Source organism: Pseudomonas sp. ITEM 17296, assembly GCF_028895205.1.
GTDB lineage: Bacteria > Pseudomonadota > Gammaproteobacteria > Pseudomonadales > Pseudomonadaceae > Aquipseudomonas > Aquipseudomonas kermanshahensis.
The window spans coordinates 392,363-416,901 of the sequence record NZ_WJRS01000001.1; the positions used below are offsets into that span (position 1 = coordinate 392,363).

General features: G+C 64.8%; 25 protein-coding genes. 6 read left to right on the plus strand and 19 right to left on the minus strand.

Features of this window, described 5'->3' with window-relative positions:
- The first annotated feature begins 125 nt into the window (after positions 1-125).
- Complete coding sequence (gene cbpA / locus GIB19_RS01680; protein ID WP_099430563.1) at positions 126-1,082, plus strand: curved DNA-binding protein; 957 nt, start codon at positions 126-128, stop codon at positions 1,080-1,082.
- A gap of 2 nt (positions 1,083-1,084) precedes the next feature.
- Complete coding sequence (locus GIB19_RS01685) at positions 1,085-1,390, plus strand: chaperone modulator CbpM (protein ID WP_027592566.1); 306 nt, start codon at positions 1,085-1,087, stop codon at positions 1,388-1,390.
- 126 nt (positions 1,391-1,516) lie between these two features.
- Here GIB19_RS01685 and GIB19_RS01690 read toward each other — a convergent pair whose 3' ends face one another.
- The 19 genes from GIB19_RS01690 to cbiE form a co-directional block, all read right to left on the minus strand.
- On the minus strand, positions 1,517-2,032 hold the full coding sequence (locus tag GIB19_RS01690; protein ID WP_099430561.1) for a GNAT family N-acetyltransferase: 516 nt from the start codon (positions 2,030-2,032) through the stop codon (positions 1,517-1,519).
- 31 nt (positions 2,033-2,063) lie between these two features.
- Entirely contained in the window at positions 2,064-2,762 is a 699-nt protein-coding gene (urtE, locus tag GIB19_RS01695) for an urea ABC transporter ATP-binding subunit UrtE (protein ID WP_027592568.1), read from the minus strand.
- 147 nt (positions 2,763-2,909) lie between these two features.
- Complete coding sequence (gene urtD / locus GIB19_RS01700; RefSeq protein WP_274883064.1) at positions 2,910-3,767, minus strand: urea ABC transporter ATP-binding protein UrtD; 858 nt, start codon at positions 3,765-3,767, stop codon at positions 2,910-2,912.
- Positions 3,764-4,843 (minus strand): urea ABC transporter permease subunit UrtC, encoded by a 1,080-nt coding sequence (gene urtC, locus GIB19_RS01705; protein ID WP_027592570.1) that lies wholly within the window; start codon positions 4,841-4,843, stop codon positions 3,764-3,766. The genes urtD and urtC overlap by 4 nt, the downstream gene beginning before the upstream one ends.
- Positions 4,843-6,330: an urea ABC transporter permease subunit UrtB gene (urtB, locus tag GIB19_RS01710; protein ID WP_274883067.1), complete on the minus strand. Its 1,488-nt coding sequence runs from the start codon at positions 6,328-6,330 to the stop codon at positions 4,843-4,845. The genes urtC and urtB overlap by 1 nt, the downstream gene beginning before the upstream one ends.
- Positions 6,331-6,459: 129 nt before the next feature.
- Complete coding sequence (gene urtA, locus GIB19_RS01715) at positions 6,460-7,725, minus strand: urea ABC transporter substrate-binding protein (protein ID WP_274883068.1); 1,266 nt, start codon at positions 7,723-7,725, stop codon at positions 6,460-6,462.
- A 187-nt stretch (positions 7,726-7,912) separates the two neighbouring features.
- Entirely contained in the window at positions 7,913-9,319 is a 1,407-nt protein-coding gene (gene cycA / locus GIB19_RS01720; RefSeq protein ID WP_027592573.1) for a D-serine/D-alanine/glycine transporter, read from the minus strand.
- A 232-nt stretch (positions 9,320-9,551) separates the two neighbouring features.
- On the minus strand, positions 9,552-10,919 hold the full coding sequence (locus GIB19_RS01725) for a PepSY-associated TM helix domain-containing protein (protein ID WP_274883070.1): 1,368 nt from the start codon (positions 10,917-10,919) through the stop codon (positions 9,552-9,554).
- A gap of 58 nt (positions 10,920-10,977) precedes the next feature.
- Complete coding sequence (locus GIB19_RS01730; protein WP_274883071.1) at positions 10,978-13,044, minus strand: TonB-dependent copper receptor; 2,067 nt, start codon at positions 13,042-13,044, stop codon at positions 10,978-10,980.
- Positions 13,045-13,110: 66 nt separating this feature from the next.
- The gene (locus GIB19_RS01735; protein ID WP_274883073.1) at positions 13,111-13,542 is read right to left on the minus strand and encodes a DUF2946 domain-containing protein; all 432 of its coding nucleotides are present in this window, start codon (positions 13,540-13,542) and stop codon (positions 13,111-13,113) included.
- A 23-nt stretch (positions 13,543-13,565) separates the two neighbouring features.
- Positions 13,566-14,051: a copper chaperone PCu(A)C gene (locus GIB19_RS01740; RefSeq protein WP_027592577.1), complete on the minus strand. Its 486-nt coding sequence runs from the start codon at positions 14,049-14,051 to the stop codon at positions 13,566-13,568.
- Positions 14,052-14,097: 46 nt separating this feature from the next.
- A complete protein-coding gene (locus tag GIB19_RS01745; RefSeq protein ID WP_085272329.1) occupies positions 14,098-14,487 on the minus strand; it encodes a DUF2946 domain-containing protein in 390 nt (129 codons plus the stop codon).
- 195 nt (positions 14,488-14,682) lie between these two features.
- On the minus strand, positions 14,683-15,537 hold the full coding sequence (locus tag GIB19_RS01750; protein ID WP_027592579.1) for an SPFH domain-containing protein: 855 nt from the start codon (positions 15,535-15,537) through the stop codon (positions 14,683-14,685).
- A 26-nt stretch (positions 15,538-15,563) separates the two neighbouring features.
- Positions 15,564-16,001 carry an NfeD family protein gene (locus GIB19_RS01755; RefSeq protein WP_274883076.1) on the minus strand — a complete coding sequence of 146 codons (438 nt, stop codon included), beginning with the start codon at positions 15,999-16,001 and terminating at the stop codon, positions 15,564-15,566.
- 134 nt (positions 16,002-16,135) lie between these two features.
- Complete coding sequence (vapC, locus tag GIB19_RS01760; RefSeq protein WP_274883077.1) at positions 16,136-16,543, minus strand: type II toxin-antitoxin system tRNA(fMet)-specific endonuclease VapC; 408 nt, start codon at positions 16,541-16,543, stop codon at positions 16,136-16,138.
- Positions 16,543-16,773 (minus strand): type II toxin-antitoxin system VapB family antitoxin, encoded by a 231-nt coding sequence (vapB, locus tag GIB19_RS01765; RefSeq protein ID WP_085272331.1) that lies wholly within the window; start codon positions 16,771-16,773, stop codon positions 16,543-16,545. The genes vapC and vapB overlap by 1 nt, the downstream gene beginning before the upstream one ends.
- Positions 16,774-16,865: 92 nt before the next feature.
- Positions 16,866-17,585 (minus strand): cobalt-precorrin-6A reductase, encoded by a 720-nt coding sequence (locus tag GIB19_RS01770; RefSeq protein ID WP_274883080.1) that lies wholly within the window; start codon positions 17,583-17,585, stop codon positions 16,866-16,868.
- Positions 17,582-18,676, minus strand: a complete 1,095-nt coding sequence (locus GIB19_RS01775; RefSeq protein WP_099430552.1) for a cobalt-precorrin-5B (C(1))-methyltransferase — start codon at positions 18,674-18,676, stop codon at positions 17,582-17,584. Before GIB19_RS01775 ends, GIB19_RS01770 begins: the two co-directional genes overlap by 4 nt.
- Positions 18,669-19,880 carry a precorrin-6y C5,15-methyltransferase (decarboxylating) subunit CbiE gene (gene cbiE / locus GIB19_RS01780; protein ID WP_274883083.1) on the minus strand — a complete coding sequence of 404 codons (1,212 nt, stop codon included), beginning with the start codon at positions 19,878-19,880 and terminating at the stop codon, positions 18,669-18,671. Before cbiE ends, GIB19_RS01775 begins: the two co-directional genes overlap by 8 nt.
- A gap of 214 nt (positions 19,881-20,094) precedes the next feature.
- On the opposite strand from cbiE, the gene cobG reads away from it, so the two are divergent.
- From cobG to cobJ, 4 genes are read left to right on the plus strand one after another with little or no spacing between them, the layout of a single operon-like run.
- Positions 20,095-21,426, plus strand: a complete 1,332-nt coding sequence (gene cobG / locus GIB19_RS01785; protein WP_027592586.1) for a precorrin-3B synthase — start codon at positions 20,095-20,097, stop codon at positions 21,424-21,426.
- Positions 21,419-22,045 carry a precorrin-8X methylmutase gene (locus GIB19_RS01790; protein ID WP_027592587.1) on the plus strand — a complete coding sequence of 209 codons (627 nt, stop codon included), beginning with the start codon at positions 21,419-21,421 and terminating at the stop codon, positions 22,043-22,045. Before cobG ends, GIB19_RS01790 begins: the two co-directional genes overlap by 8 nt.
- A complete protein-coding gene (locus GIB19_RS01795; protein WP_446731366.1) occupies positions 22,042-22,776 on the plus strand; it encodes a precorrin-2 C(20)-methyltransferase in 735 nt (244 codons plus the stop codon). The genes GIB19_RS01790 and GIB19_RS01795 overlap by 4 nt, the downstream gene beginning before the upstream one ends.
- Positions 22,764-24,461 (plus strand): precorrin-3B C(17)-methyltransferase, encoded by a 1,698-nt coding sequence (gene cobJ / locus GIB19_RS01800; RefSeq protein ID WP_274883087.1) that lies wholly within the window; start codon positions 22,764-22,766, stop codon positions 24,459-24,461. Before GIB19_RS01795 ends, cobJ begins: the two co-directional genes overlap by 13 nt.
- Positions 24,462-24,539 lie beyond the last annotated feature (78 nt).

Sequence of the window (24,539 nt, forward strand, 5' to 3'; positions counted from 1 at the left end):
ATGCCAGTTGGCAAGAGAATCAAGACCAGTCGTCTGCCATGCAGCAATCCCAAGTGGGCCTTGAAAGGCTATGCTTGACCCCTATCTTCAGTTGCAACACGCAATTTCACATTGGTGATCCACAGATGGACTTCAAAGACTATTACAAGATACTCGGCGTAGAGCCCACGGCGGATGACAAGGCGATCAAGGCCGCGTACCGCAAGCTGGCGCGCAAGTATCACCCCGATGTCAGCAAGGAGCGCGACGCCGAGGACAAGTTCAAAGAGGCCAACGAGGCCTACGAAGTGCTGGGCGACGCGCAGAAACGTGCCGAATTCGACGAAATCCGCAAGTACGGCGGCCAGCATGGCCGGCCGTTCCAGGCGCCGCCGGGCTGGGAAAACCGGGGCGGTGGTGCGGGCGGTGGTTTTGAAGGCGGCGACTTCTCCGACTTCTTCAGCTCGATTTTTGGCGCGCGCGGGGGCAACCCCTTTGGTGGCGCCCGGCAACAGCGCAGTGCAGGCAGGCGAGGGCAGGACGTGGAGCTGGAACTGGCGGTTTTCCTTGAGGAGACCCTGAGCAAGGAATCCAAGCAGATCAGCTTCCAGGTGCCGCAAACCAATGCCGCCGGGCAGCGCACCGGGTTCACCACCAAGACCCTGAACGTCAAGATCCCTGCCGGGGTGACCGACGGCGAGCGCATTCGCCTCAAGGGCCAGGGTGCGCCGGGCAGTGGCGGCGGGCCCAATGGCGACCTGTTCCTGACCATCCGCATGGCACCGCATCCGCTGTTCGATGTCGAAGGTCATGACCTGATCATCACCGTGCCGTTGGCACCGTGGGAGGCTGCGCTGGGCACCAAGGTGGCGGTGCCGACCCTGGATGGCAAGATCAACCTGACCATCCGCCCCGACAGCCAGAGCGGCCAACGCCTGCGGGTACCGGGCAAGGGCCTGGCCAACAAGCACGGCGAGCGCGGCAACCTCTACGCGCAGCTCAAAGTGGTTATGCCGACGGCATCCGACGAGTCTACCCGTGAACTGTGGGCCAAGCTTTCCGAGAAGGCCGCGTTCAACCCGAGGGCACAATGGAGTAAGTGATCATGAGCAGCACCTTGATCGTTCAACTGGACATGCGCACCCTCTGCCAGGAGGCCGATATTACGGCCGACTACGTGATCGAAATTGTCGAACACGGCATCGTCGAACCCTCTGGGCGAACGCCCGAGGATTGGTTGTTCGACGATCAGGCGCCGCTGTTGGCCAAGCGTGCGGCGAAGCTGCACCAAGAGTTGGAGCTGGAGTGGGAGGGCGTGGCGCTGGCGCTGGAGCTGCTGCAGGAAGTGCAGCAGTTGCGCAGTGAGAACAGCATGCTGAAGCAGCGGTTGGGCAGGTTTATCCAGATGTGAAGGTTGCAGGCCCGGCCTCTTCGCGGGTGAACCCGCTCCCACAAGTACGGTACTGGCCTCAGGCCCTGCATGGTCCCTGTGGGAGCGGGTTCACCCGCGAAAAGGCCAGTACAGCCAACATCAATCTCAGGTTGGATCGGCACCCAGGTTCAGCACCAGTTGCATGAAGGTCAGGTCCAGCCAGCGGCCAAACTTCACCCCCACCTGTGGCATCTGCCCGGTCACCACGAACCCCAGCCGCTCATGCAGGCGTACCGACGCCGCATTGCCACTTTCGATCGCTGCCACCATCACGTGCTTGCCACAGCCCCGCGCACGCTCGATCAATGCGGCCATCAACACCGGCCCCAAACCCTTGCCGCGCTGGTCGCCACGGATATACACCGAGTGCTCGACGGTATGGCGAAAACCCTCGAACGGCCGCCAGTCGCCGAACGATGCATACCCCAGCACGCCGGTCTCATCCACCGCCACCAGGATCGGGTAGCCCTGTTGTGCCCTGGCCTCGAACCAGGCCTGGCGGTTGGCCAGGTCCACCGGGGTCTCGTTCCAAATCGCCGTGGTGTTGCGCACGGCGTCGTTGTAGATGTCGAGGATGCCCGGCACGTCGGCGGGCAAGGCGTCGCGGATTTCGTGGCTCATTGCAGCGTCTCACAAGGTCGATGGGCGCAGATTAAATGGTTACCAGCCCGCGTACACCCTCGGCTTGCATGTTTTCACCACGCCCACGCTGGATGATTTCGCCACGCGCCATCACCAAGTACTGGTCGGCCAGTTCCTCGGCAAAGTCGTAGAACTGCTCGACCAGCAGGATGGCCATGTCGCCACGCTCGGCCAGGCGCCGGATGACCGCGCCGATTTCCTTGATCACCGAGGGCTGGATGCCTTCGGTGGGCTCGTCGAGGATCAGCAGGCGCGGGCGGCTGGCCAGGGCACGGCCAATGGCCAGTTGTTGCTGTTGGCCCCCGGACAAGTCGCCGCCGCGGCGTTGTTTCATCTGTTCCAGTACCGGGAACAGCTCGTAGATGAAGGCGGGCACTTCGCGGGCCTCGCGGGCGGGAAAGCGCGACAGGCCCATCAGCAGGTTCTCTTCCACGGTCAGCCGCGGGAAGATTTCCCGGCCTTGGGGCACGTAGGCGATGCCGGCGTGGACCCGTTGCTGGGGCTTGAGCGTGGTGATCGGCTTGCCTTCCCATTCGACGCTGCCTTCGCGGGCGGCGACCAAGCCCATCAGGCAGCGCAGCAGGGTGGTCTTGCCTACGCCGTTGCGGCCCAGCAGGCAGGTGACTTCGCCGACCTTGGCCTCGAAGGACAGGCCGCGCAGGATGTGGCTGCCGCCGTAGTATTGGTGCAGGGTGTCAATCTTGAGCATGTCATGTCCCTGAGTTTTTTGTTGTGGCTGCACCGGCCCCTTCGCGGGGCAAGCCCGCTCCCACAGGTTCACCACAGTTTTCGGATGGAGTGATTCCCCTGTGGGAGCGGGCTTGCCCCGCGAAGAGGCCGGTGCAGGCTGTTTGAATCATCGGCCCAGATACACCTCGACCACGCGCTCATCCGCCTGCACCTGCTCCAGCGACCCCTCCGCCAGCACGCTACCTTGGTGCAGCACGGTGACATGGTCGGCAATGCTCCCGACAAACCCCATGTCGTGCTCCACCACCATCAGCGAATGCTTGCCGGCCAGGCCCTTGAACAGTTCGGCGGTGAACTCGGTCTCTGCGTCGGTCATGCCGGCCACCGGTTCATCGAGCAGCAGCAGTTGTGGTTCTTGCACCAGCAACATGCCGATCTCCAGGAACTGCTTCTGGCCGTGAGACAGCAGCCCCGCCTGGCGCTGCGCCAGGGATTGCAGGCGCAAGGTGGCGAGCACCTCGTCGATGCGCTGCTGTTGCTCTGCACTCAACCGCGCGGCCAGGCTGGCCCACACCGACTTGTCAGTCTTCAGGGCCAGTTCCAGGTTCTCGAACACGGTCAGTGCTTCGAACACCGTCGGCTTCTGGAACTTGCGGCCGATGCCGGCCTGGGCGATCTGGTATTCGCTCATGCGGGTCAGGTCGAGGGTGTCGCCAAAGAAGGCGCTGCCGGTGTCGGGGCGGGTCTTGCCGGTGATTACGTCCATCATCGTGGTCTTGCCAGCGCCGTTGGGGCCAATGATGCAGCGCAGTTCACCGACGCCGATGTACAGGTTGAGCGCGTTGAGGGCCTTGAAACCATCGAAGCTGACGCTGATGTCTTCCAGGCTCAGCACCGTGCCATGGCGGGTGTCCAGGCCCGCTGTACGGCGGCTGCCCAGGCCGATGGCGTCGCGGCCGGCGCCGAGGTTGTCGAACACCGGTTCAAGCATGAATTCTGGATGCACAGGGGGCACGCCTCTCATGGTTGGCTCCTTTTCTTCAACAGACCGACCACGCCCTTGGGCAGGTACAGGGTGACGAGAATGAACAGCGCACCGAGGAAGAACAGCCAGAACTCCGGGAAGGCCACGGTGAACCAGCTCTTCATGCCGTTGACCAGGCCAGCGCCGAGCAGCGGGCCAATCAACGTGCCACGCCCACCAAGGGCGACCCACACGGCGGCTTCGATGGAGTTGGTCGGCGACATCTCGCTGGGGTTGATGATGCCCACCTGAGGCACGTACAGCGCACCGGCAAGGCCGCACAGCACGGCGCTCAGCACCCACACCAGCAGCTTGAAACCGCGTGGGTCGTAGCCGCAGAACATCAGGCGGTTTTCGGCGTCGCGCACGGCGGTGAGCAGGCGGCCGAATTTGCTTTGGGTCAGGCGCCAACACAGGTACAGGCTGGCCAGCAGCAGGCCGACAGTGAGCAGGAACAGCACCGCACGGGTGCCTTGCGCGGCGATGTCGAAGCCCAGGATGGTGCGGAAGCTGGTGAAGCCGTTGTTGCCGCCAAACCCGGTTTCGTTGCGGAAGAACAGCAGCATGCCGGCAAAGGTCAGGGCCTGGGTCATGATCGAGAAGTACACGCCCTTGATCCGCGAACGGAAGGCGAAAAAGCCGAACACCAGCGCCAGCAGGCCCGGCGCCAGCACCACCAGGCACAGCGCCCAGGCAAAATGCTGAGTACCGGCCCAGTACCAAGGCAGTTCGGTCCACGACAGGAAGGTCATGAAACCCGGCAGCCCGTCCCCGGCGGCCTGGCGCATCAGGTACATGCCCATGGCGTAGCCGCCGAGGGCGAAGAACAGGCCGTGGCCCAGCGACAGCAGCCCGGCATAGCCCCAGACCAGGTCCAGGGCCAGGGCGACGATGGCATAGCAGAGGATCTTGCCGACCAGTGTCAGGGTGTAGGCCGAAACCTGCAGGGCATGGTCCGCCGGCAACAACGACAGCAGCGGCAGGGCCAGCAACAGCAGGACGACGACAGCGCCGATGGCCAGCGACAGGCGCGGCCCGGCTTTTTGCGAAGCGGTGACAAGCAGTGGCTGGTTCATCAGTCGATTACCCGTCCCTTGAGGGCGAACAGGCCTTGCGGGCGCTTCTGAATGAACAGAATGATCAACGCAAGGATGAGGATCTTGCCAAGCACCGCGCCGATCTGCGGCTCCAGCAGCTTGTTGGCGATGCCGAGACCGAAGGCGGCCCAGAGGCTCCCAGCCAGTTGCCCGACACCGCCGAGCACCACCACCAGGAACGAGTCGATGATGTAGCTCTGGCCAAGGTCCGGGCCAACGTTGCCGACCTGGCTCAAGGCCACGCCACCCAGCCCGGCGATGCCCGAGCCCAGGCCAAAGGCGAGCATGTCGACGCGCCCGGTGGACACGCCACAGCAGGCGGCCATGTTGCGGTTCTGGGTCACTGCGCGCACGTTGAGGCCAAGCCGCGTGCGGTTGAGCAGCAGCCAGGTGAGCAGTACCACGGCGAGGGCGAAGCCGATGATCACCAGCCGGTTGTACGGCAGCACCAGGTTGGGCAGCAGTTGGATACCGCCGGACAACCACGCCGGGTTGCTGACTTCGACGTTCTGCGCGCCGAACAGCAGGCGGATGGCCTGGATCAGGATCAGGCTGATCCCCCAGGTCGCCAGCAAGGTTTCCAGTGGGCGACCGTAAAGGTGACGGATCACCGTGCGCTCCAGCGCCATGCCGACCCCGGCGCTGACGGCGAAGGCGACGGGCAGGGCGATCAGCGGGTAGAACTCGATCGCGCCGGGCGCGTAACGCTGCAGCAGCACCTGAACCATGTAGGTGCTGTAGGCCCCGAGCATGAGCATCTCGCCATGGGCCATGTTGATCACCCCGAGCAGGCCGAAGGTAATCGCCAGGCCCAGGGCTGCCAGCAGCAGGATAGAACCCAGCGACAGGCCGCTGAAGGCTTGGCCGAGCAGTTCTCCGACCATGAGTTTGCGTTTGACCTGGGCCAGGCTGGTTTCAGCGGCCGTGCGCACGGCGGCGTCGCTTTCGACGCCGGGCTGCAGCAGCGCTTCCAGGCGCGTACGGGCGACCGGGTCGCCGGTCTCGCCCAGCAAGCGCACGGCGGCCAGGCGTACGGCAGGTTCGCTGGCACCCAGTTGCAGGTTGGCCAAGGCCAAGCCCAGGGCTGCGTGTACGGCTGTGTCCGGTTCGCTGGCAAAGCGCCGGTCGAGGAAGGCCATCTGTGCGGGTTGCGCGCTCTTTTGCAGTTGCTGGGCAGCGGCCAGGCGAGTGTCGCTGTTGTCGCTGAGCAACTGGTGGCTGGCCAGGGCGTTGTCGATCAGGCTGCGCAGGCGGTTGTTCAGGCGCACCTTGCGGGTGTCGCCCTCAGCGATGCGGCCTTGGCGCAGGTTTTCCAGCAGCGGCAGGCGCGCGGCATCGGGTTGGGCTGCCCAGCTTTCGAGCAGGCGGGCTTGCTCGGCAGGCTTGGCGGTGAGGAAGAATTCGCCCTCGCTGGCCTGGGTTGCCAGGGGCAGCAGGAGCAGCAGGGTGAGCAGGAGTCTGAGCATGCGGGTAATCCTGGAAATCGGCGGTGGATTCTTCGCGGGGCAAGCCCGCTCCCACAGTGAACCTATGTAAAGCGATCTCTGTGGGAGCGGGCTTGCCCCGCGAATGGGCCGCAGAGCGGCCCCGTGCACTCAGTTACCTTTCACCGCATAGTCAGGGCGTTTGTCGTTGCCTGGGATGAACGGGCTCCAAGGCTGCGCCCGCAGCGGCTGCTCGGTTTCCCAGACCACACTGAACTGCCCGTCATCCTGGATCTCGCCGATCATCACCGGCTTGTGCAGGTGGTGGTTGGTCTTGTCCATGGTCAGGGTGAAACCGGACGGTGCCTGGAAGCTCTGGCCAGCCAGTGCCTCGCGCACCTTGTCGACATCGGTGGACTTGGCTTTTTCAGCCGCCTGCGCCCACATGTGAATGCCCACATAAGTGGCTTCCATTGGGTCGTTGGTCACCGCCTTGTCGGCGCCCGGCAGGTTCTTGGCCTTGGCGTAGGCCTTCCAGTCGGCGACGAACTTCTGGTTGACCGGGTTATCCACCGACTCGAAGTAGTTCCACGCGGCCAGGTGGCCCACCAGCGGCTTGGTGTCGATGCCGCGCAGTTCTTCCTCACCCACCGAGAACGCCACCACGGGCACGTCGGTGGCTTTCAGGCCTTGGTTGGCCAGCTCTTTGTAGAACGGCACGTTGGAGTCGCCGTTGACGGTGGAGATGACCGCCGTCTTGCCGCCCGCGGAGAACTTCTTGATGTTGGCGACGATGGTTTGGTAATCGGCGTGGCCGAACGGGGTGTAGACCTCTTCGATGTCCTTGTCGGCCACGCCCTTGCTGTGCAGGAAGGCGCGCAGGATCTTGTTGGTGGTGCGCGGGTAGACGTAGTCGGTGCCCAGCAGGAAGAAGCGCTTGGCGCTGCCGCCTTCTTCGCTCATCATGTATTCCACGGCGGGGATGGCCTGCTGGTTAGGCGCGGCGCCGGTGTAGAACACGTTCGGCGACATCTCTTCGCCTTCGTACTGCACCGGGTAGAACAGCAGGCCGTTGAGCTCCTCGAACACTGGCAGCACCGATTTGCGCGACACCGACGTCCAGCAGCCGAACACCACGGCGACCTTGTCCTGGGTCAGCAGCTGGCGGCTCTTTTCGGCGAACAGTGGCCAGTTGGACGCTGGGTCGACCACCACCGCTTCGAGCATCTTGCCGTTCACACCGCCCTTGGCGTTGATCTGGTCGATGGTCATCAGCGCCATGTCCTTGAGCGACGTTTCGGAAATGGCCATGGTCCCGGACAGCGAATGCAGGATGCCGACCTTGATGGTCTCGGCGGCCTGGATGCTCCAGCTAAGACCCATCGCCGCAATCGATGCGCTGAGGGTAAAGGCCTTGATCAGACTGCGACGCTTCATGTGCTCTCTCCGCTGAGATTTTTATGGTGTTGGCCAAGCGGGAGGGGCGTTGCAAGGGGTGTGCCGAGTGGCGGAAGGTGCGTAATAGAGGGGGTGTGCGAGGTGTTGGGGCGTTTGCAAGGTCCAGGTTGGTGCCTTGCAGATGTGTGTGCACAGGATTGGGGCTGCAAAGCAGCCCCATGCGGCATCAGCCGTTACGCACCGCCGTGCGCGGATGGCGTTTGCTGCGCACACCTTGGTAGGTCACTGCCAGCAGCACGAACCATATCGGCGTCACCAGCAGCGCTGCGCGGGTGTCGTCTTCCAGGCTCAGCAGCACCAGAATGCCGGCAAAGAACACCAGGCACACGTAGCACATGAAGCGCCCGCCGGGCATTTTGTACTTCGACGCCTGGTGCAGTGCGGCGCGGCGTTTGCGGTAGCTGAGGTACGACAGCAGGATCAGCGTCCAGACGAACATGAACAGCACCGCCGACACCGTGGTGACCAGGGTGAACGCCTCGACCACATCGGGCACCAGGTAGATCAGCACCGCGCCCAACAGCAGGCAGGTGCACGAGAAGTACAGGCCGTTGGCCGGCACGGCGCGCCGCGACAGCTTCTCGAACGCGCGGGGGGCATCGCCTTCCTGGGCGAGGCCGAACAGCATGCGGCTGGTAGAGAACACGCCACTGTTGGCCGACGAGGCGGCCGAGGTCAGCACCACGAAGTTGATGATGCTGGCCGCCGCTGGCAGGCCGGCCAGCACGAACAGTTCGACGAATGGGCTCTTGCCTGGCACCACATCGCGCCACGGGGTCACGGCCATGATCGCGATCAGCGCCAGCACGTAGAACACGATGATACGGATCGGGATCGAGTTGATCGCCCGTGGCAAGGTGCGCTCGGGGTTCTTCGCTTCCGCGGCGGTGGTGCCGACCAGCTCGATACCGACGAAGGCGAACACGGCAATCTGGAACCCGGCGAAGAAGCCCATCAGGCCATTAGGGAACATACCGCCGTCATTCCACAGGTTGGCCAGTTGCGCGGTGCGCCCGCTCGGCGATTCGAAGCCGCTGATGACCATGTACAGGCCGGTGGCGACCAGGCCGAGGATGGCGACGATCTTGATCAGCGCGAACCAGAATTCGAGCTCGCCGAACATCTTCACGGTAACCAGGTTCAGCGACAACAGCACCGCCACGCAGGTCAGCGCGGGTATCCACTGCGGCAGGTCGGGGAACCAGAATTGCGTGTAGGCGGCAATCGCGACCACATCGGCGATACCGGTGACTACCCAGCAGAACCAGTAGGTCCAGCCAGTGAAGTAGCCGGCCCAGGGGCCGAGCAGGTCGGCCGAGAAGTCGATGAACGACTTGTAGTTGAGGTTCGACAGCAGCAATTCGCCCATGGCGCGCATGACGAAGAACAGCATGAAGCCGATGATCATGTAGACGAAGATGATCGACGGGCCGGCGAGGCTGATGGTCTTGCCCGAGCCCATGAACAGGCCGGTGCCGATCGCGCCACCGATGGCGATGAGCTGAATGTGACGGTTGGTCAGGTTGCGCTGCAGATGCTGCTCTTCAGCGGGCGGGGAAGAGGTCCGGGTCATTGGCTGCATTCCATTGAGGGTCAGTCTTTTTGTGAAAGCCGAGTAGGCTAACACGGGCGTCCCAATTCGGGGCGCGACAGATCGACACGACCTTTGCGGTGCAGCGTTGTACCTGTTGCCGGCCTCTTCGCGGGCAAGCCCACTCCCACAGGTATTGTGTTGCGCTTGAGAAGCACGTCACCCTGTGGGAGCGGGCTTGCCCGCGAAGAGGCCGGCAACAGCGCAGCAAATCTCAGGCGCTGGCCAGCACTCGGCGCTTGCGCACCACCAGGTTATCGACCAGCCACATCACCACCATCGACACCCCCACCAGCGGGAACAACACCCCCAACACCACCATCACCGCAACCGCCGTCTTCCAGCGCGGCAGGTCATGGCGCAGCGGCGGCACTCCCAACCCGCCAGCCGGCCGGCGTTTCCACCACATCACCAGGCCACTGACCGAACCCAGCAAGATCATCAGACACACCAGCAGAATGATGACCTGGTTGAACGCCCCGAACATCTTGCCCTCATGCAGCATCACGCCCAGCTCGGTGGCACGCGCAACCGGGCTGTAGTCCTGCCAGCGCACGTCGGCCAGCACCTTGCCGGTGTACTGGTCGACATGCAGGGTGGCATCGTTGCGCGGGTCGTCGGCGAATACCGCAACGGTGAACACGCCGTCGGCCGTGGTCGGCAAGGTAATGCTGTAGCCCGGTTCGACCTGGCGCGCAGTGGCGATGTCCTCGACCTGCAGCAGGCTCACCTGCGGCGCTGCCGGGGCATTCGACATCATGTGATGCGCGGCATGTTCGGCATGGGCGCCGGACTGCGGCATGGGGGTGTTTTCCATTGCCCAGGGCACCGTCTGGCGATGGGCGCTGTTGAGCTCACCTGCCTGCTGATCGGACTTGGGTACGTCGTTCCACATCGCGGCCGGGAAGCGGTTCCACAGATCGGCGTATTGCTTGCCCCACAGGCCCGTCCAGGTCATGCCACTGAGCAGCATCAGCAGCAGCAGGGCCGAGCCCCAAAACCCCGTCACCGCATGCAGATCACGCCACAGCAGCCGACCGCGTGCGGAAAAACGCGGCCACAGCACGCCCGCGCTGTTGCGCCCACGTGGCCACCAGAGGTACAGGCCGGACACCACCAGCACGATGCCCCAGCCTGCTGCCAGCTCCACCAGGCGGTCACCGACCGTGCCGACCATCAACTCGCCGTGCAAGGCACGGGCTATCGCTTGCAGGTTCTGCTTGCCGTCCTGCGCACCGAGCAGCTTGCCGCTGTAGGGGTCGACGAACACGTTCAGTTCACGGCCGCCGTCATGCACCACGAACTGCGCGCTGCGTTCGGCATTCAGGGGCGGCAGGTACTGCCCCACATGGCCTTGCGGATACGCCTGGCGGACCTCGGCCAGCATCACATCCGCGGCCTGTCGGTGATGGCCGGCTTCGACCACCATCAGGTCGCGGTACAGCAGCGGGTCGAGCTGCGGCTTGAACAGGTAGATGATCCCGGTGATCGCCAGCAGGATCATGAACGGGGCGACGAACAGCCCCGCGTAAAAATGCCAACGCCAGGCCAGGTTGTAGAAAGAGATGCGTGTTCCGCGCATGGGAACCTCCTGTTTGACCAGGTGAGGGGCGCGACCGTGGCCGCGCCCGTTGTTGTTGTCAGAAGCTGAAATCGACCTTGGTCCAGAAGGTCCTGCCTGGCTCGTTCACCGGCTGTGGATCTGTGGCCGGGTAGCCGAACCCGGCGTTCCCGGCCAGGTTCAAGTGCTCGGCGTAGGCTTTGTCGAACAGGTTGTCGACCCCTGCGCTGAGCTTGAGGTTGTTGTTCACCTTGTAGGCACCATTGAGCGAGAACACACCAAAGCCCGCGCTCTTTTCGTAGTCCTTGCCGACCACGTTGCCTTGGTTCTCGGCGATGCGGTTTTGCGCGGCCACCAGCCGCCACAGCGCACCCACACTCCAGACGTCGCGGCTGTAGGTCAGGCCCAGGCGGCTTTCCAGGGGCGGCATTTGCGGTAGCGCTTTGCCATCACTGCTGTTCTTGCCCCAAGCGTAGGCCAGGGTAGCGTCGGCCTTCCAGTTTTCGCTGAGCTTGTAGGCCGCGCCCACTTCGCCGCCCATGATGCGGGCGTCGATGTTCTGGGCCTGGGACGTGCTCATGCCCATCATGCCGGTGCGGTAGTCGAACAGGATGTAGTCACGGATCTGCCCGACATAACCCGATGCCCAGGCTTCGAGGCGGGCGTCGCGGTACTGGATGCCGAAGTCGAGCTGGGTGGTCTTTTCTGGCTTGATGCCGTCGAAGGCGTTGGCTGCGCCGGCTGGCGCCAACTTGGGCGAGAACAGCTCCCAGTAGTCGGGGAAGCGCTGGGCGTGGCCGAGGCCGACGTAGGTGGTGGCGGGGATGGCCGCCAGGTCATGTTCGTAACGGACGAAACCGCTGGGCAGGGTGTCTGCGCGGGTGTCGCCTTCGGTGGCGCTGCCTTTGCGGAAGTCGCGGGCCGAGGCGCGGTCCAGGCGGGCGCCGGTGATCAGCCGGTCCTCGCCACTGACGTACCAGGTCAGCTCACTGAAGGCACCGTAGTTGTGGAAATCGGCATCCTTGGTCCAGGCCTGGCCTTTGTGCGCATCGACGCCCATGCCGCCGCGCTGGCGGTGCTCGTTGGTCTGCGCATCGATACCGCTGACCAGCTGCACGTCGGCCCAGCGCCAGGTCGCCTTGACCCTGGCGCCCATCGTGCGGCGGTCGACGTTGCTGACCATCGGCATGCCCATCATGCCGCTGCCCGAGGGCGTGCGCAGGCTGTAGTTGTCCATCACGTGGTCGGCGTAGTTGTAGTAGACCTGTGCCTCGACCTTGTCGAGCACCTCGCCGAGGTTGGACTTCTCGAAGCGCAGCCCAAGGCTTTCACGCTTGAACTGCGAGCCGTCCATGCCACGCCCGGCATAGCGTGCTTCGCCATCGCCCTTGCCGGCGGTGAGTTCCAGCAGGGTGTCCTGGTCGGGGGTCCAGCCCAGGGTCACATCGCCGTTCCACTTGTCCCAGCGCGAGGGCACGGTGTCATCGTTGCCGTCGTGGTAGTCGTCGGAGCGCGACTGGTTGCCGACGAAGCGGGCGTAGGCCTGGCTGTTGCCTGCGGCGGCGTCCAGCACCTTGTCGAAGCGGCCATTGGAGCCGGCCAGGAGGCTTGCGTTGACGCGGCTGCCGAGGGTGCCGAACTGTTCGGGCTCACGCTCGAAGAGGATGGTGCCGGCCGAACCGCCAGGCCCCCAGATCACGCTTTGCGGGCCTTTGATCACGGTCAGGCGGTCGTAGGTTTCCGGCGAGATGTACGAGGTGGGGGCATCCATGCGGTTGGGACAGGCGCCCAGCATGACGCCGCCATTGGTGAGGATGTTCAGGCGTGAACCGAACATGCCGCGCAATACCGGGTCGCCGTTGGTGCCGCCGGAGCGGATGGCCGAGAAGCCGGGGATGGTCTTGAGGTAGTCGGCCCCGTCGCTGGCCGGTACCGGCTGGCGAGGGTCTTTCGGGTTGGTGACCACGGTCAGCGGCGAGCTGGGCGCCACGGCAGTGATCACCGTCGGGCTCAGCTCGGGTGCGTCGTGCGCGTGGTCAGCGTGGCCGAGGTCGCTGGCCAGGGCCACGGGCGCGAGCAGCGAACCGCACACGGCGGCGATGGCCCCACGCAGGGACAGGGCAAAAACAGGGGTGCAGCCGGACATAATGATTCCAGTCGATCAGTCATGGGTGGGCGCGAAGCCTCCTGGCTCCGTGCGAACAATGGGTTTTCAGACGCTGATCGAGGAAGGCGGTGCGCGGCTGCGCGCGCCAGGGAATACAGCCTGCCGGGCATGCCCTTGGTGCGTGGAGGCACTAAGGTGGGTGGTGGGTACTACGATGCTGGCACTGAGCGGGCTGAGGGTTTGTGGCAGTGCGGGGCAGTTGAACAGCAGGCTGCAGTACCCGCACTTTTCCCACATCACATGCAATTGGCCATCGTCACCGTGGCCGTGATGCGAGTCGGCGCCATGCTGATGCCCGGTGGGCATCGACATGTCCATCGGCATGTTCATGCCGGCGTGGTGATCCATCGGCATCGACTGGGAAATCAGCGGGCCGATGAAGATCATCCACATGGCGAACAGGCTCAGCCAGCCGCCACCGACGCGCCTGCGTTCAGGGCGGGTGGTACGGCTGAGGCTGTTGCGCGGCAGGCTCATGGCGAGTGCCTGTCAGCTAATGGTCAGTGCGCGTGTTCGTGGGCCTGGGGCGTTCCCGAGGGCGCCTCTTTTTGCACGGCGACTTCGACGGTGACGTCACCGGCTTTTTCAAAATGCAGGGTCAGCGGGAAACGCTTGCCGTCGGTGAGCAGGCTGCGGTCTTTAGGCTGCATCAGCATTACGTGGTAGGCGCTGGGGGCGAAGGTCACCTCCTTGCCAGCGGGCACTACCACGTTGGGCACCTGCTGCATCTTCATGGTGCCGCTGGCCGTCATGGCGTGCTCGTGCAATTGGGCGTCGTCGCTGATGGGGCTGTCGACACTGAGCAGACGATCATCCGCCTGGCCATTGTTGTGCACGACGAAATAGGCGGCGACGTTGGGTGCATTCGGTGGCAGTTGCAGCGACCAAGGGTGCGCGATGTGCAGGTCGCCCACGGTGTATTCATGGGCAGTGGCGAAGGCGCTGGGCAGCAGCAGGGCAGCCACGACGAGAGCGTGCTTGAGCATGGTGAGTCTCCGATCTGTTCAGGTTCAGGCAGACAGCGTGAGCAACTCAGACCAAAGGGGAGGCGCGGGGGTTGAGCGCGGGCCATAGCTGGCGCGGCGTGGGTTGGTAATCGGCAAGCTGCGGCGAGTGCCCTGCGTGCAGGGGCGGCGGGTTATGCAACTGCGGCGGGTAGCCCGGCAAGGCCAGCAGCGGGGCGGCACCGGAGCAACACCAGCAGTTCATCATGCTGGCGCTGTCATCGCTCTGCGGGCCGAGGTCGATCTTGGCCAGGGCCTGGACGTCGACCTTGGCCTTGTTGGCCATGCTGGAACAGAACGCCCCCCACAGCAACTGCTCGGCCGGGCCCTTGGGCGCGGCAGAGGACAGCGGCATGGCCAGCAGGTTGAACAGCACTGCTAGGCAGGCTATCCAGGCAATGTGCCGACGTGGGGGCATGGAGAGATCCGGTCAGGAATCGTGGTGGCTATTGTAAGGCGCAGTATAGGTAAAAAAGGTGGGGTGCGGTGAAGTGACGCAGTTGGCGGGGGTTTTTGGGGCTGCTCTGCGGCCCATTCGCGGGGCAAGCCCGCTCCCATAGAGTGTGGGAGCGGGCTTGCCCCGCGAATGGGCCGCAGAGCGGCCCCGGCATTCTCAAACCTTGTTGCGGCCCATCAAGCCGCGCACGGTTTCTTGCAGGTCGGCCGGCAGCACCACGACTTTGGCATTGTCGCTGCTGGCCAGGTTCTCCATCGCGCCGATGTACCGTTCGCCCAGCAAGTACATGGCCGGCACGGTCTCGTTACCCACCGCGTCCTTGACCAGCGAAATCGCCCGCGCCGAAGCCTCGGCCAGGTTGATTTGCGCCTCGGCGTCCAGCTTGGCTGATTGCAGGCGCGCTTCTGCCTCAAGGATCGCGGCCTGTTTGGCACCTTCGGCACGGGTCACGTCAGCTTTACGTTCACGCTCGGCGGCGGCCTGGCGCTCCATGGCCAGTTGCATGTTCTGTGACGGCTTGATGTCCTGGATTTCTACCGAACGCACAGTCACGCCCCAGTCTTCGGTCTGCTCGGACATCGCTTCGCGCAGGCGTGCCTTGATCTGCTCACGGCTGGACAGGGCCTCGTCCAGGTCCATGGCCCCGACGATGGCGCGCAGCGAGGTCATGGTCAGGCTGGTGACGGCGAAGGAGAAGTTCTGCACGCCGTAGGAGGCCTTCTGTGGGTCGACCACTTTGGCGAAGCACAGGGCATTGGCGACGATCACCGCGTTGTCTTTGGTGATGATTTCCTGCTCTTGCACATCGAGGATGATGTCTTTGGTGGGCAGGCGATAGGCGACCACGTCCACGTAAGGAATGACGATGTTCAGGCCGGGCTTGAGGGTGTTGTTGTAGCGGCCCAGGCGCTCGACGATCCACTCTTCGCCCTGAGGCACGATACGCACCCCCTTGAACACGGTGATCAGGACGAACAGGGCGAGGGCGCCCACGACGATAAGGCTGGTCATGATACGAACTTCCTTTTAGTACGGATTCAGGCCCGGATGACGCGGGCGGTGTTCCCTTCGATGGCGGTAAGGCGCACGCGCTCGCCAGACGGGATGTCAGTGTCGGCGACGCAGGTCCATTCCTCGTTGCCGAGGATTGGCTTCTGGAAACGCACGCGGCCTTTCTGGAACTCGGAAACACTGGCGGTCAGCAGGCCGACTTCGCCAATCACGCTGTCGGCTGTCCAGCGCACATCCGGCTTCTTGTTCCGGAACACCTTGAACCACAGCCCAGTGGTGACTGAAGAAAGCAGCACCCACAGCAGCATTTGCATATCCAGTTGCAGGCTGGGCGCGGCGAGCGAGATGAGCGAAACCAGCACGGCGCCGATGCCGAACCAGAGAATGAAGAACGTGGGCAGGACCAGTTCGAGCAGGATCAGCGCGATACCGAAGACCAGCCAGATCCACCATTGCATGTCCATATGAATGAAGCCTTCTGGGGGAGAGGGCTGAAGTCTAAGGCAACGGAGCGAACAAAGGCCATTCGGGTGCGACCGCGTGAAACGGTGGCAAAGTCGATAGGACCTGTAGGAAAGCAGTACTAACCGTTACGCTGTCAGGGCGAAACGAGCCAGTCTTCAACCCTTAGACCGGGTACTCGTTGAAACTCGCGCACATTGTTAGTTACCAAAATTAAGCCAAGCGCTCGGGCATGCCCGGCAATCAGTTGGTCGTAAGGACCAATGGGGGTCCCTGATCTGGCCAATTCCGCACGAAGCTGGCCACTGTGCTCAGCCGCATGGCTATCGTAATCGAGTACTTCAAGGCGCGCGGCAAAGCCCTCGACCACCGAAAGATTGCGCTCAGGATGATCCGACTTCTCAGCGCCGTAGATCAGTTCCATCAAAGTGATTGTGCTGATCGCCAATTGGCCGTGATGGCGATTGAACGCTTCGCGGACGCGTTGCGGTTTATTCTTGATCGTGAAAATGCAGATATTGGTGTCGAGCAGGTACCTGATCATTAAAAACCTTCACGTTCCTGGTCTGCAGGTTGGTCACGGCTGGCCATGTAATCCGCGCTTGCAGGCTCACTTTCGAACCAGCTGTCCCATGATTCACCAGCAGGTGTGATGATGCGCGTACGCCCAACTGCAACAATATCCACTCGGGTGATGCCATCGGGAAGTGCGACGGATTTTGGCAAGCGGATGGCCTGGCTGCGGTTGCTTTTGAAGACAGCACCTTGCTCCATGATGGGCCTCCTAGGGTAGCGACAATGTGTGACAGAAGTTTAGGTTGCATGGCGTATATGTCAATGGGATATACGTCATGACTGGCGAGCAGTCAAAGCGTCAGCCTGGCAAGCAATGCGTCTGAGTGAATGAATGTGTCATCGACCACCGGCAGTTCCGGCCGCCGCAGGATCAATACTGGCACCCCTAGCTCCCGCGCCACGTCCAGCTTGGGCTCGGTCGCCACGCTGCCGCTGTTCTTGCTGATCAGTACGTCGATCTTGCGGCGCGCGAACAACACACGTTCGTCTTCGATTCTGAATGGCCCGCGTGCGCCGATCACCTCGCAACGTTCATTACCGGGGCAGGCCTCCAGTGCGCGCAAGGTCCAGAACTGATCCGGCGGGATCTCTGCCAGGTGTTGCAGCGGCTCGCGGCCCAGCGTGAACAGCGGTCGTCGGAACGGCGCGAGCGCCTCGATCAGCCCCGCCCAGTCGTCCACTTCACGCCAATCGTCACCCGGCTGTGCCTGCCAGGCGGGGCGGCGCAGCGCCCAGCAGGGGATACCTGCACGACGTGAAGCGAGGGCGGCGTTGCGGCTGATCTGCGCGGCATAGGGGTGGGTGGCATCGATCAGCAGGGTAATGCCCGCCTCGCGCAGGTATTGGGCAAGGCCTTCAGCACCGCCATAGCCGCCGACGCGCACCTGGCAGGTCAGGTCCTGCGGTACGCGGCCGATGCCCGCCAGGCTGTAAACGTGCTGCGGGCCCAACTGGCGGGCGACGGCCAGGGCCTCGGTGACGCCGCCCAGCAGCAGGATGCGCGCGGTCATTGCACACCTGCCTGGCCGACGATGCCGCCTTGGCGGTCGATGGCGAACACCTCTACCTGCACCTGCGGCGGCACCACGCTGCGGGCGAAGGCCAGCGCGTGCGCGCAGACGGCGTCGCCCAGGGCGATGCCTGCGGCATGCGCCAGTGCCAGGGCTTGCTGGCTGGTGTTGGCGGCGATGATCGCGGCCTGAAGGTTTGCGTCGGCGCCGATATCTGCCGCCCAGCCGGCCAACTGCGGCAGGTCGATGCTCGAGTGGCGGCTGTGCAGGTCCATGTGCCCGGCAGCCAGCTTGCTGATCTTGCCGAACCCCCCGCACAGGCTCAGGCGTGGTACCGGCACCTTGCGCAGGTGCTTGAGCACGGCGCCGACGAAGTCGCCCATCTCGATCAGGGCGATTTCCGGCAGGCCGTAGACCCGGCGCATGGTGTCTTCGCTGGCGTTGCCGGTGCAGGCGGCGATGTGCGTGTAGCCGTTGGTGTGGGCCACGTCGATGCCCTGATGGATCGAGGCGATGTAGGCCGCGCAGGAAAACGGCCGAACGATGCCGCTGGTACCCAGAATCGACAGCCCGCCGAGGATGCCCAGGCGCGGGTTCATGGTTTTCAGTGCCAGCTGTTCACCGCCCTGAACATTGACCGTGACTTCGAAACCGCCGCGGTAGGCGCACTCGTCAGCCAGGCGTTGCAGGTGTTCGCCCATCATGCGCCGGGGCACTGGGTTGATCGCCGGTTCACCCACTGCCAGCACCAGCCCCGGGCGTGTCACGGTGCCGACGCCTTGGCCTGCGACGAAGCGGATGCCGGGCTCTGCCAGCAGGCGGACCTGGCTGAACAGCAGGGCACCATGGGTCACGTCCGGGTCGTCGCCGGCGTCCTTCAGCGTGCCGGCTTCGGCATATTCGCCATCGCGGCGGCAGAACTCCAGGCGCATCTGCACGACCTTGCCCTTGGGGAGGGTGATGCTCACGGCGTCGCTGCAGACGCCGGTCAGCAGCAGGCGCGCCGCCGCGAGGCTGGTGGCGGTGGCGCAGCTGCCGGTGGTCAGGCCGCTGCGCAGGGGCGCGGGCTGCTCGTGGGTTTCTTCACGCATCGAGGGGCTTCACCACATCGAGCAAGGTGATTGGCAGTGCCTGGCGCCAGGTGTCGAACGTGCCCAGCGGCTGCGCATGGGCAACATGGATACGGGTCAGTTCACCCCCGTGTCGCTCGCGAAAGTGCGCCAGGGCCAGTTCGCTTTGCAGGGTGACCGCGTTGGCCACCAGTCGCCCGCCGGGGCGCAGCCGCTGCCAGCACAGGTCGAGCACGCCTTCACGCGTTACCCCGCCGCCAATGAAGACCGCGTCGGGCTGCTCGAGCTCTGCCAAGGCTTCAGGCGCCTTGCCACGGACCAGTTGCAGGCCGGGCACGCCCAGCGCATCGCGATTGTGTTCGATAAAACCCTGGCGCCCTGCGTCGGCCTCGATGGCCAGCGCACGGCAGGCGGGGTGGGCGCGCATCCACTCGATGCCGATCGAACCGCAACCGGCGCCCACGTCCCACAGCAGCTCGCCGGGCAGGGGGGCGAGGCGGGCCAGGGTGATGGCGCGGACATCGCGCTTGGTCAGCTGGCCGTCATGCTGGAAGGCGCTGTCCGGCAGCCCAGCGACCCTCGGCAGGCGGGGGGCATCGGGCGCGGCGAGGCATTCGATGGCCACCAAATTGAGCGCTGCAACCTGGGTGTGAGGCCAGTCCTGGGCGGTGCCCGCCACTTCGCGTTCATCGGTGCCACCCAGGTGTTCGAACACGCGTAGGCGGCTCGGCCCGAAGCCACGCTCGCACAGTTGTGCGGCGATTGCCGCAGGGCTGTCGCCGTCGTTGCTCAGCACCAGCAGGCGAGCGCCGCTGTGCAGGTGCGCATTGAGCGCTGCCAGCGGCCGGGCGACCACCGACACCACCTGCACGTCCTGCAGCGGCCAGCCCAGGCGGGCGGCGGCCAGTGCACAGGAGGACGGCATCGACAGCACCCGCATCTCGCTGGCGGGCACCTGGCGCGCCAGGCTGGCGCCGACGCCGAAGAACATCGGGTCGCCGCTGGCCAGCACGCAGACCGGTTCGCCGCGCTGGGCGAGCACGGGCGCCAAAGAGAAAGGGGTTGGCCAAAGCAGCCGCTCGCCGACCACGCAGCGTGGCAGTAAAGCCAGTTGGCGCGGGCTGCCGAAGATCCGCGAAGCGCCCAGCAGGGCACGCCGGGCCTGCTTGCCAAGGCCATTGAAGCCGTCTTCGCCGATGCCTACTACTGTCAGCCAGGGTGCCATGTGTTTCAATCCGCCATTTCTGGGGCCGCTTCGCGCCCCTTCGCGGGCAAGCCCGCTCCTACAGACACAGCATGATCCCTGTAGGAGCGGGCTTGCCCGCGAAGGGGCGCGAAGCGGCCCCGGGTAAACGATAAGCTCGACCACCGGCTTTTCATGCCGCCGGACAAAGCAGGCATAATACCGCGCCTTCTACACTCAAGCGCACTTTCACAGATTGCCGGACACCCCTTTGAAGCAGGCCCATGCCCCCGACGTTTCACCTCGCCCCTCGGCCTGCCCGGGGTTGTGGCGCATCGTCAGTGCCCGTGATGGCGGCATTTGCCGCATCAAGCTGCCGGGTGGCCTGCTGCTGGCCGACCAGGCCGATGCCGTGGCCGAGGCCGCCGAGCGCTTTGCCGGTGGCGTGATCGAGGCAACCAACCGCGGCAACCTGCAGATTCGCGGTATTGGCAGCGACCACCAAGGCCTGATCGCCAGGCTGCTCGCGGCAGGCCTGGGCCCGCGCGAAGCCGCCGGTGACGATGTGCGCAACCTGATGCTCAGCCCGCTGGCCGGGCATGACCCTGCCATGTTGCTGGATGCCCGGCCGCTGGCGGGGCAGATCCTCGACCTGCTGGAAGGCACACCGCGGTTTCACCAGTTGTCGGCGAAGTTCGCTGTGCTCCTGGACGCCGGCGAAGGCCTGGCGATGCTTGAGCACCCGCATGACCTGTGGCTCTCGGCGCTGCTTATCGAGCAGCGCACGTGGCTGGCGTTTGGCCTGGCGGGCTGCCCCGCCGATGGCCAGGTGCTCGGGGCGGTGCCGGTGGAGCAGGGCCTGGCCCTGGTGCGTGCGGTGCTGGAGCGCTTTCTTGACCTGGCCGCTGTGGACCAGTCGCGCATGCGCCAGTTGCTCGAATGCTGTTCGCCCGCGGCGTTCGTCGAAGGGCTCGGCCTGGACATCCGCCGCGATGCCGCCGTGCTTGAATGGCGCCGCCCGACACGCCAACCCGAGTGGCTGGGTGTGTTGCCACAAGCCCACGGTCTCGCCCTAGGCGTTGCTCCGCCGCAGGGCCGCTTGACCCCCGAGATGCTGCGGGGTGCCGCGCGCATCGCCCGGCACCTGGGTGACGGCAGCCTGCGCCTGAGCCCTTGGCAGAGCCTGGTGCTGACCAATCTCGACCCGGACCAGATCACGCAAGCCCAGGGCGAGTTGTCCACGCTGGGCCTGCTGTGCCACAGCCACGAGCCACTGGCCCGCATCAGCGCCTGCACCGGCAGCAGTGGCTGCGCCAAGGCACAGGGCGAAACCAAGGCCGATGCCGTGGCCTTGGCCGCGCTGCTGGGCCCTGGCGTGCCGGGCAGCGTGCACCTGTCCGGGTGCCCCCGATCCTGCGCCGTGGCCCATGTTGCCCCGGCCACCTTGCTGGCCCGTTCACCGGGCCGTTACGACCTGTATGTGCGCGATGCGCGCCTGCCGGGCTTCGGCGCCCTGCGTGCCATCGACCTCACCTTGAACGAAGCAGGCGCCATGCTCGACCTGCCGACGGAGCACCTTGATGATTGACTACATCCGCGATGGTCAGGAGATCTATCGCAATTCCTTCCGGATCATCCGTGAGGAAGCCCGACTCGAGCGGATACCCGCAGACCTCGAAAAGCTCGCCGTGCGCGTGATCCATGCCTGCGGCATGGTCGAAGCCATCGACGGCCTGCAGTTCTCCGAAGGGGCGGGCCGCGCCGGCCGTGAAGCCCTGGCCAAGGGCGCACCTATCCTCTGCGATGCGCACATGGTCGCCGAAGGCATCACCCGCGCGCGCCTGCCCGCCGACAACAAAGTGGTCTGCACATTGCGCGACCCGAGCGTGCCTGGCCTGGCCAAAGACGCCGGCAATACCCGTTCCGCCGTGGCCCTGGAGCTGTGGCGGCCGTACCTGGAAGGCAGCGTGGTGGTGATCGGCAACGCCCCGACCGCGCTGTTCTACCTGCTGGAGATGATCGACGCCGGCGCACCCAAGCCTGCGCTCATCCTCGGCTTCCCGGTCGGCTTCGTCGGTGCGGCCGAATCCAAGGCGATGCTCGCCGCCGACAGCCGTGGCGTGCCGTTCGTGATCATGCAAGGCCGCCTGGGCGGTAGCGCGATGGCCGCCGCGGCAGTCAACGCCCTTGCCACGGAGGTGGAATGATGGCGCCACGTGGACGTCTGCTTGGCCTGGGCGTAGGCCCCGGCGACCCTGAACTGATCACCGTCAAGGCGCTGCGCCTGTTGCGCGAGGCGCCGGTGGTTGGCTACTTCGTGGCCAAGGGCAAGCGCGGCAATGCGTTCGGCATCATCGAGGCGCACTTGCAGCCAGAGCAGACCTTGCTGCCGCTGGTCTACCCGGTCACCACTGAGGCCCTGCCGGCACCGCTGTCCTATGAACAGGTCATCAGCGACTTCTACGATGAAGCCAGCGTGCAGGTTGCCGAGCACCTGGACGCCGGCCGCGACGTCGCGGTGATCTGCGAGGGCGACCCGTTCTTCTACGGCTCCTACATGTACCTGCATGACCGCCTGGCGCAGCGCTATGAGGCTGAAGTGATTCCTGGCGTCTGCTCGATGCTCGGAGGCGCCTCGGTGCTCGGCGCGCCGTTGGTGTACCGCAACCAGAGCCTGTCAGTGCTGTCGGGTGTGCTGCCGGCCGAGGAGCTCAAGCGGCGCCTGGCCGATGCCGATGCGGCGGTGATCATGAAGCTGGGCCGCAACTTCCCCAAGGTGCGTGACGTGCTGGCCGAACTGGGCCTGGACGAGCGTGCGCTGTATGTCGAGCGAGCGACCATGGCCAACCAGAAGATCGTGCCGCTGGACCAGGTCGACCCGCAGTCGTCACCGTATTTCTCGCTGATCATCGTGCCGGGGGAAAAATGGCAGGGCTGAACATGCAGAAGGCACCGGCGATCGTCATCCTTGGCCCGGGCAGCCTGGCGACGGCGCAACGTATCCAGCACTGTTATCCACAGGCCACGATCCATGGCCTGGAGGGGCGTGTCGAGGGTGCTGACCAGTCGTACACCTCGTTCGGCGATACTTTGCGCGGGCTGTACCAGCAGGACACGCCGATCATTGCCCTGTGCGCAGCGGGTATCGTCATCCGCAGCCTGGCCAGCCTGCTCAGCGAGAAGGGCGTCGAGCCGCCGGTGCTGGCCGTGGCCGAAGATGGCAGCGCGGTAGTGCCGCTACTCGGTGGTCTGAGCGGCGTGAACGTGATGGCGCGTGAAATGGCTGAGGCGCTGGGTGTTGCCGCAGCCATTACCACCAGTGGCGAGCTGCGTTTTGGTACCTGCTTGCTGAACCCGCCGCCGGGCTATGCCTTGGCGGATATCGAGCAAGGCAAGCGCTTTGTCTCTGACCTGCTGGCCGGCGAGTCGGTGCGCATCGAAGGTGATGCCCCCTGGCTGCAGCAGGCGCAGTTACCCGCCAGCGAGGTGGCTCGGCGTACCATTCATGTGGGGCATCAGTTGCGCCCGGCCAACCGCGACGAACTGCTGATTCACCCGCGCTCGGTGGTCGTGGGTGTTGCAGGCGGGAACGTGCACGGTATCCGTGCTGCGCTGCAGCGGGCCGGCATCGCCGAGCCGTCAGTAGCCTGCCTGCTGGCGGACGAGCAGGCCATGGCCGACAGCGGCTTGCAAGAGGCCGCGCAGGCTTTGGGTGTGCCCTTGCGCTTCGCTGCCAATCCAGACGGTGTAGTCAGCATGCTTGCAGCGGCGTTGCCCGATGCCCGGCTGACCGAGCTTGAGGGGGCGGCCATTGCCGTAGCGCCTGCCCCGGTTGAGGTAGCGCAGGTTGGCCGCCGTCGTGGTCGTCTGGCCGTCATCGGCTTGGGGCCGGGCGCTGCCGAACTGATGGTGCCGGCGGTCAAGGCCGAGCTGGCGCGTGCCGAAGACGTACTTGGCTATGAAACCTACGTGCGCATGGCCGGGCCCTTCCGTGACGACCAGGTGCTGCACTGCACCGACAACCGTGAAGAGATGCAGCGCGCCCGGCATGCCTTCGAGCTGGCGGCCCAGGGCCGTTCGGTGGTGGTGGTGTCGTCGGGTGATCCGGGCGTGTTCGCCATGGCTGCTGCGGTGCTTGAAGCGCTGCATGAGTCCAGTGACCCAGCGTGGCATCGCGTGGACCTCGAGATCCTCCCTGGCGTTTCGGCCTCGCTTGCAACGGCCGCCCAGGCAGGTGCACCGCTAGGTCACGACTTCTGCGTGATGTCGCTGTCGGACAACCTCAAGCCCTGGTCGATCATCGAAAAACGTCTGGATCTGGCGGCCCAGGCTGACCTGGTGCTGGCCTTCTACAACCCGATTTCCAAGTCCAGGCCGCACCAGCTAGGGGGGGCGCTGGAGGTGGTGCGTCGGCACCGCGAGGGGAACACGCCTGTAGTCCTTGGCCGTGACATCGGTAGGCCGGGGCAGACGCTGAAGGTAGTCACCTTGGCCGAACTGCTGCCAGAAATGGTCGACATGCGCACCATGGTCTTGGTCGGCTCTTCTACAACCTGCGTGTTTCCTCGCCTGTCGGGTGGGGTGTGGTCCTACACCCCACGGTGGTACGGAATGAAACCCTGAGGGTTGGGAAGCGTTTCAGGGAAGGCAGAGTACATCGTGCTCGGTAGGTTGATGGCTGGAGCCAGACGGCTCCCCAGC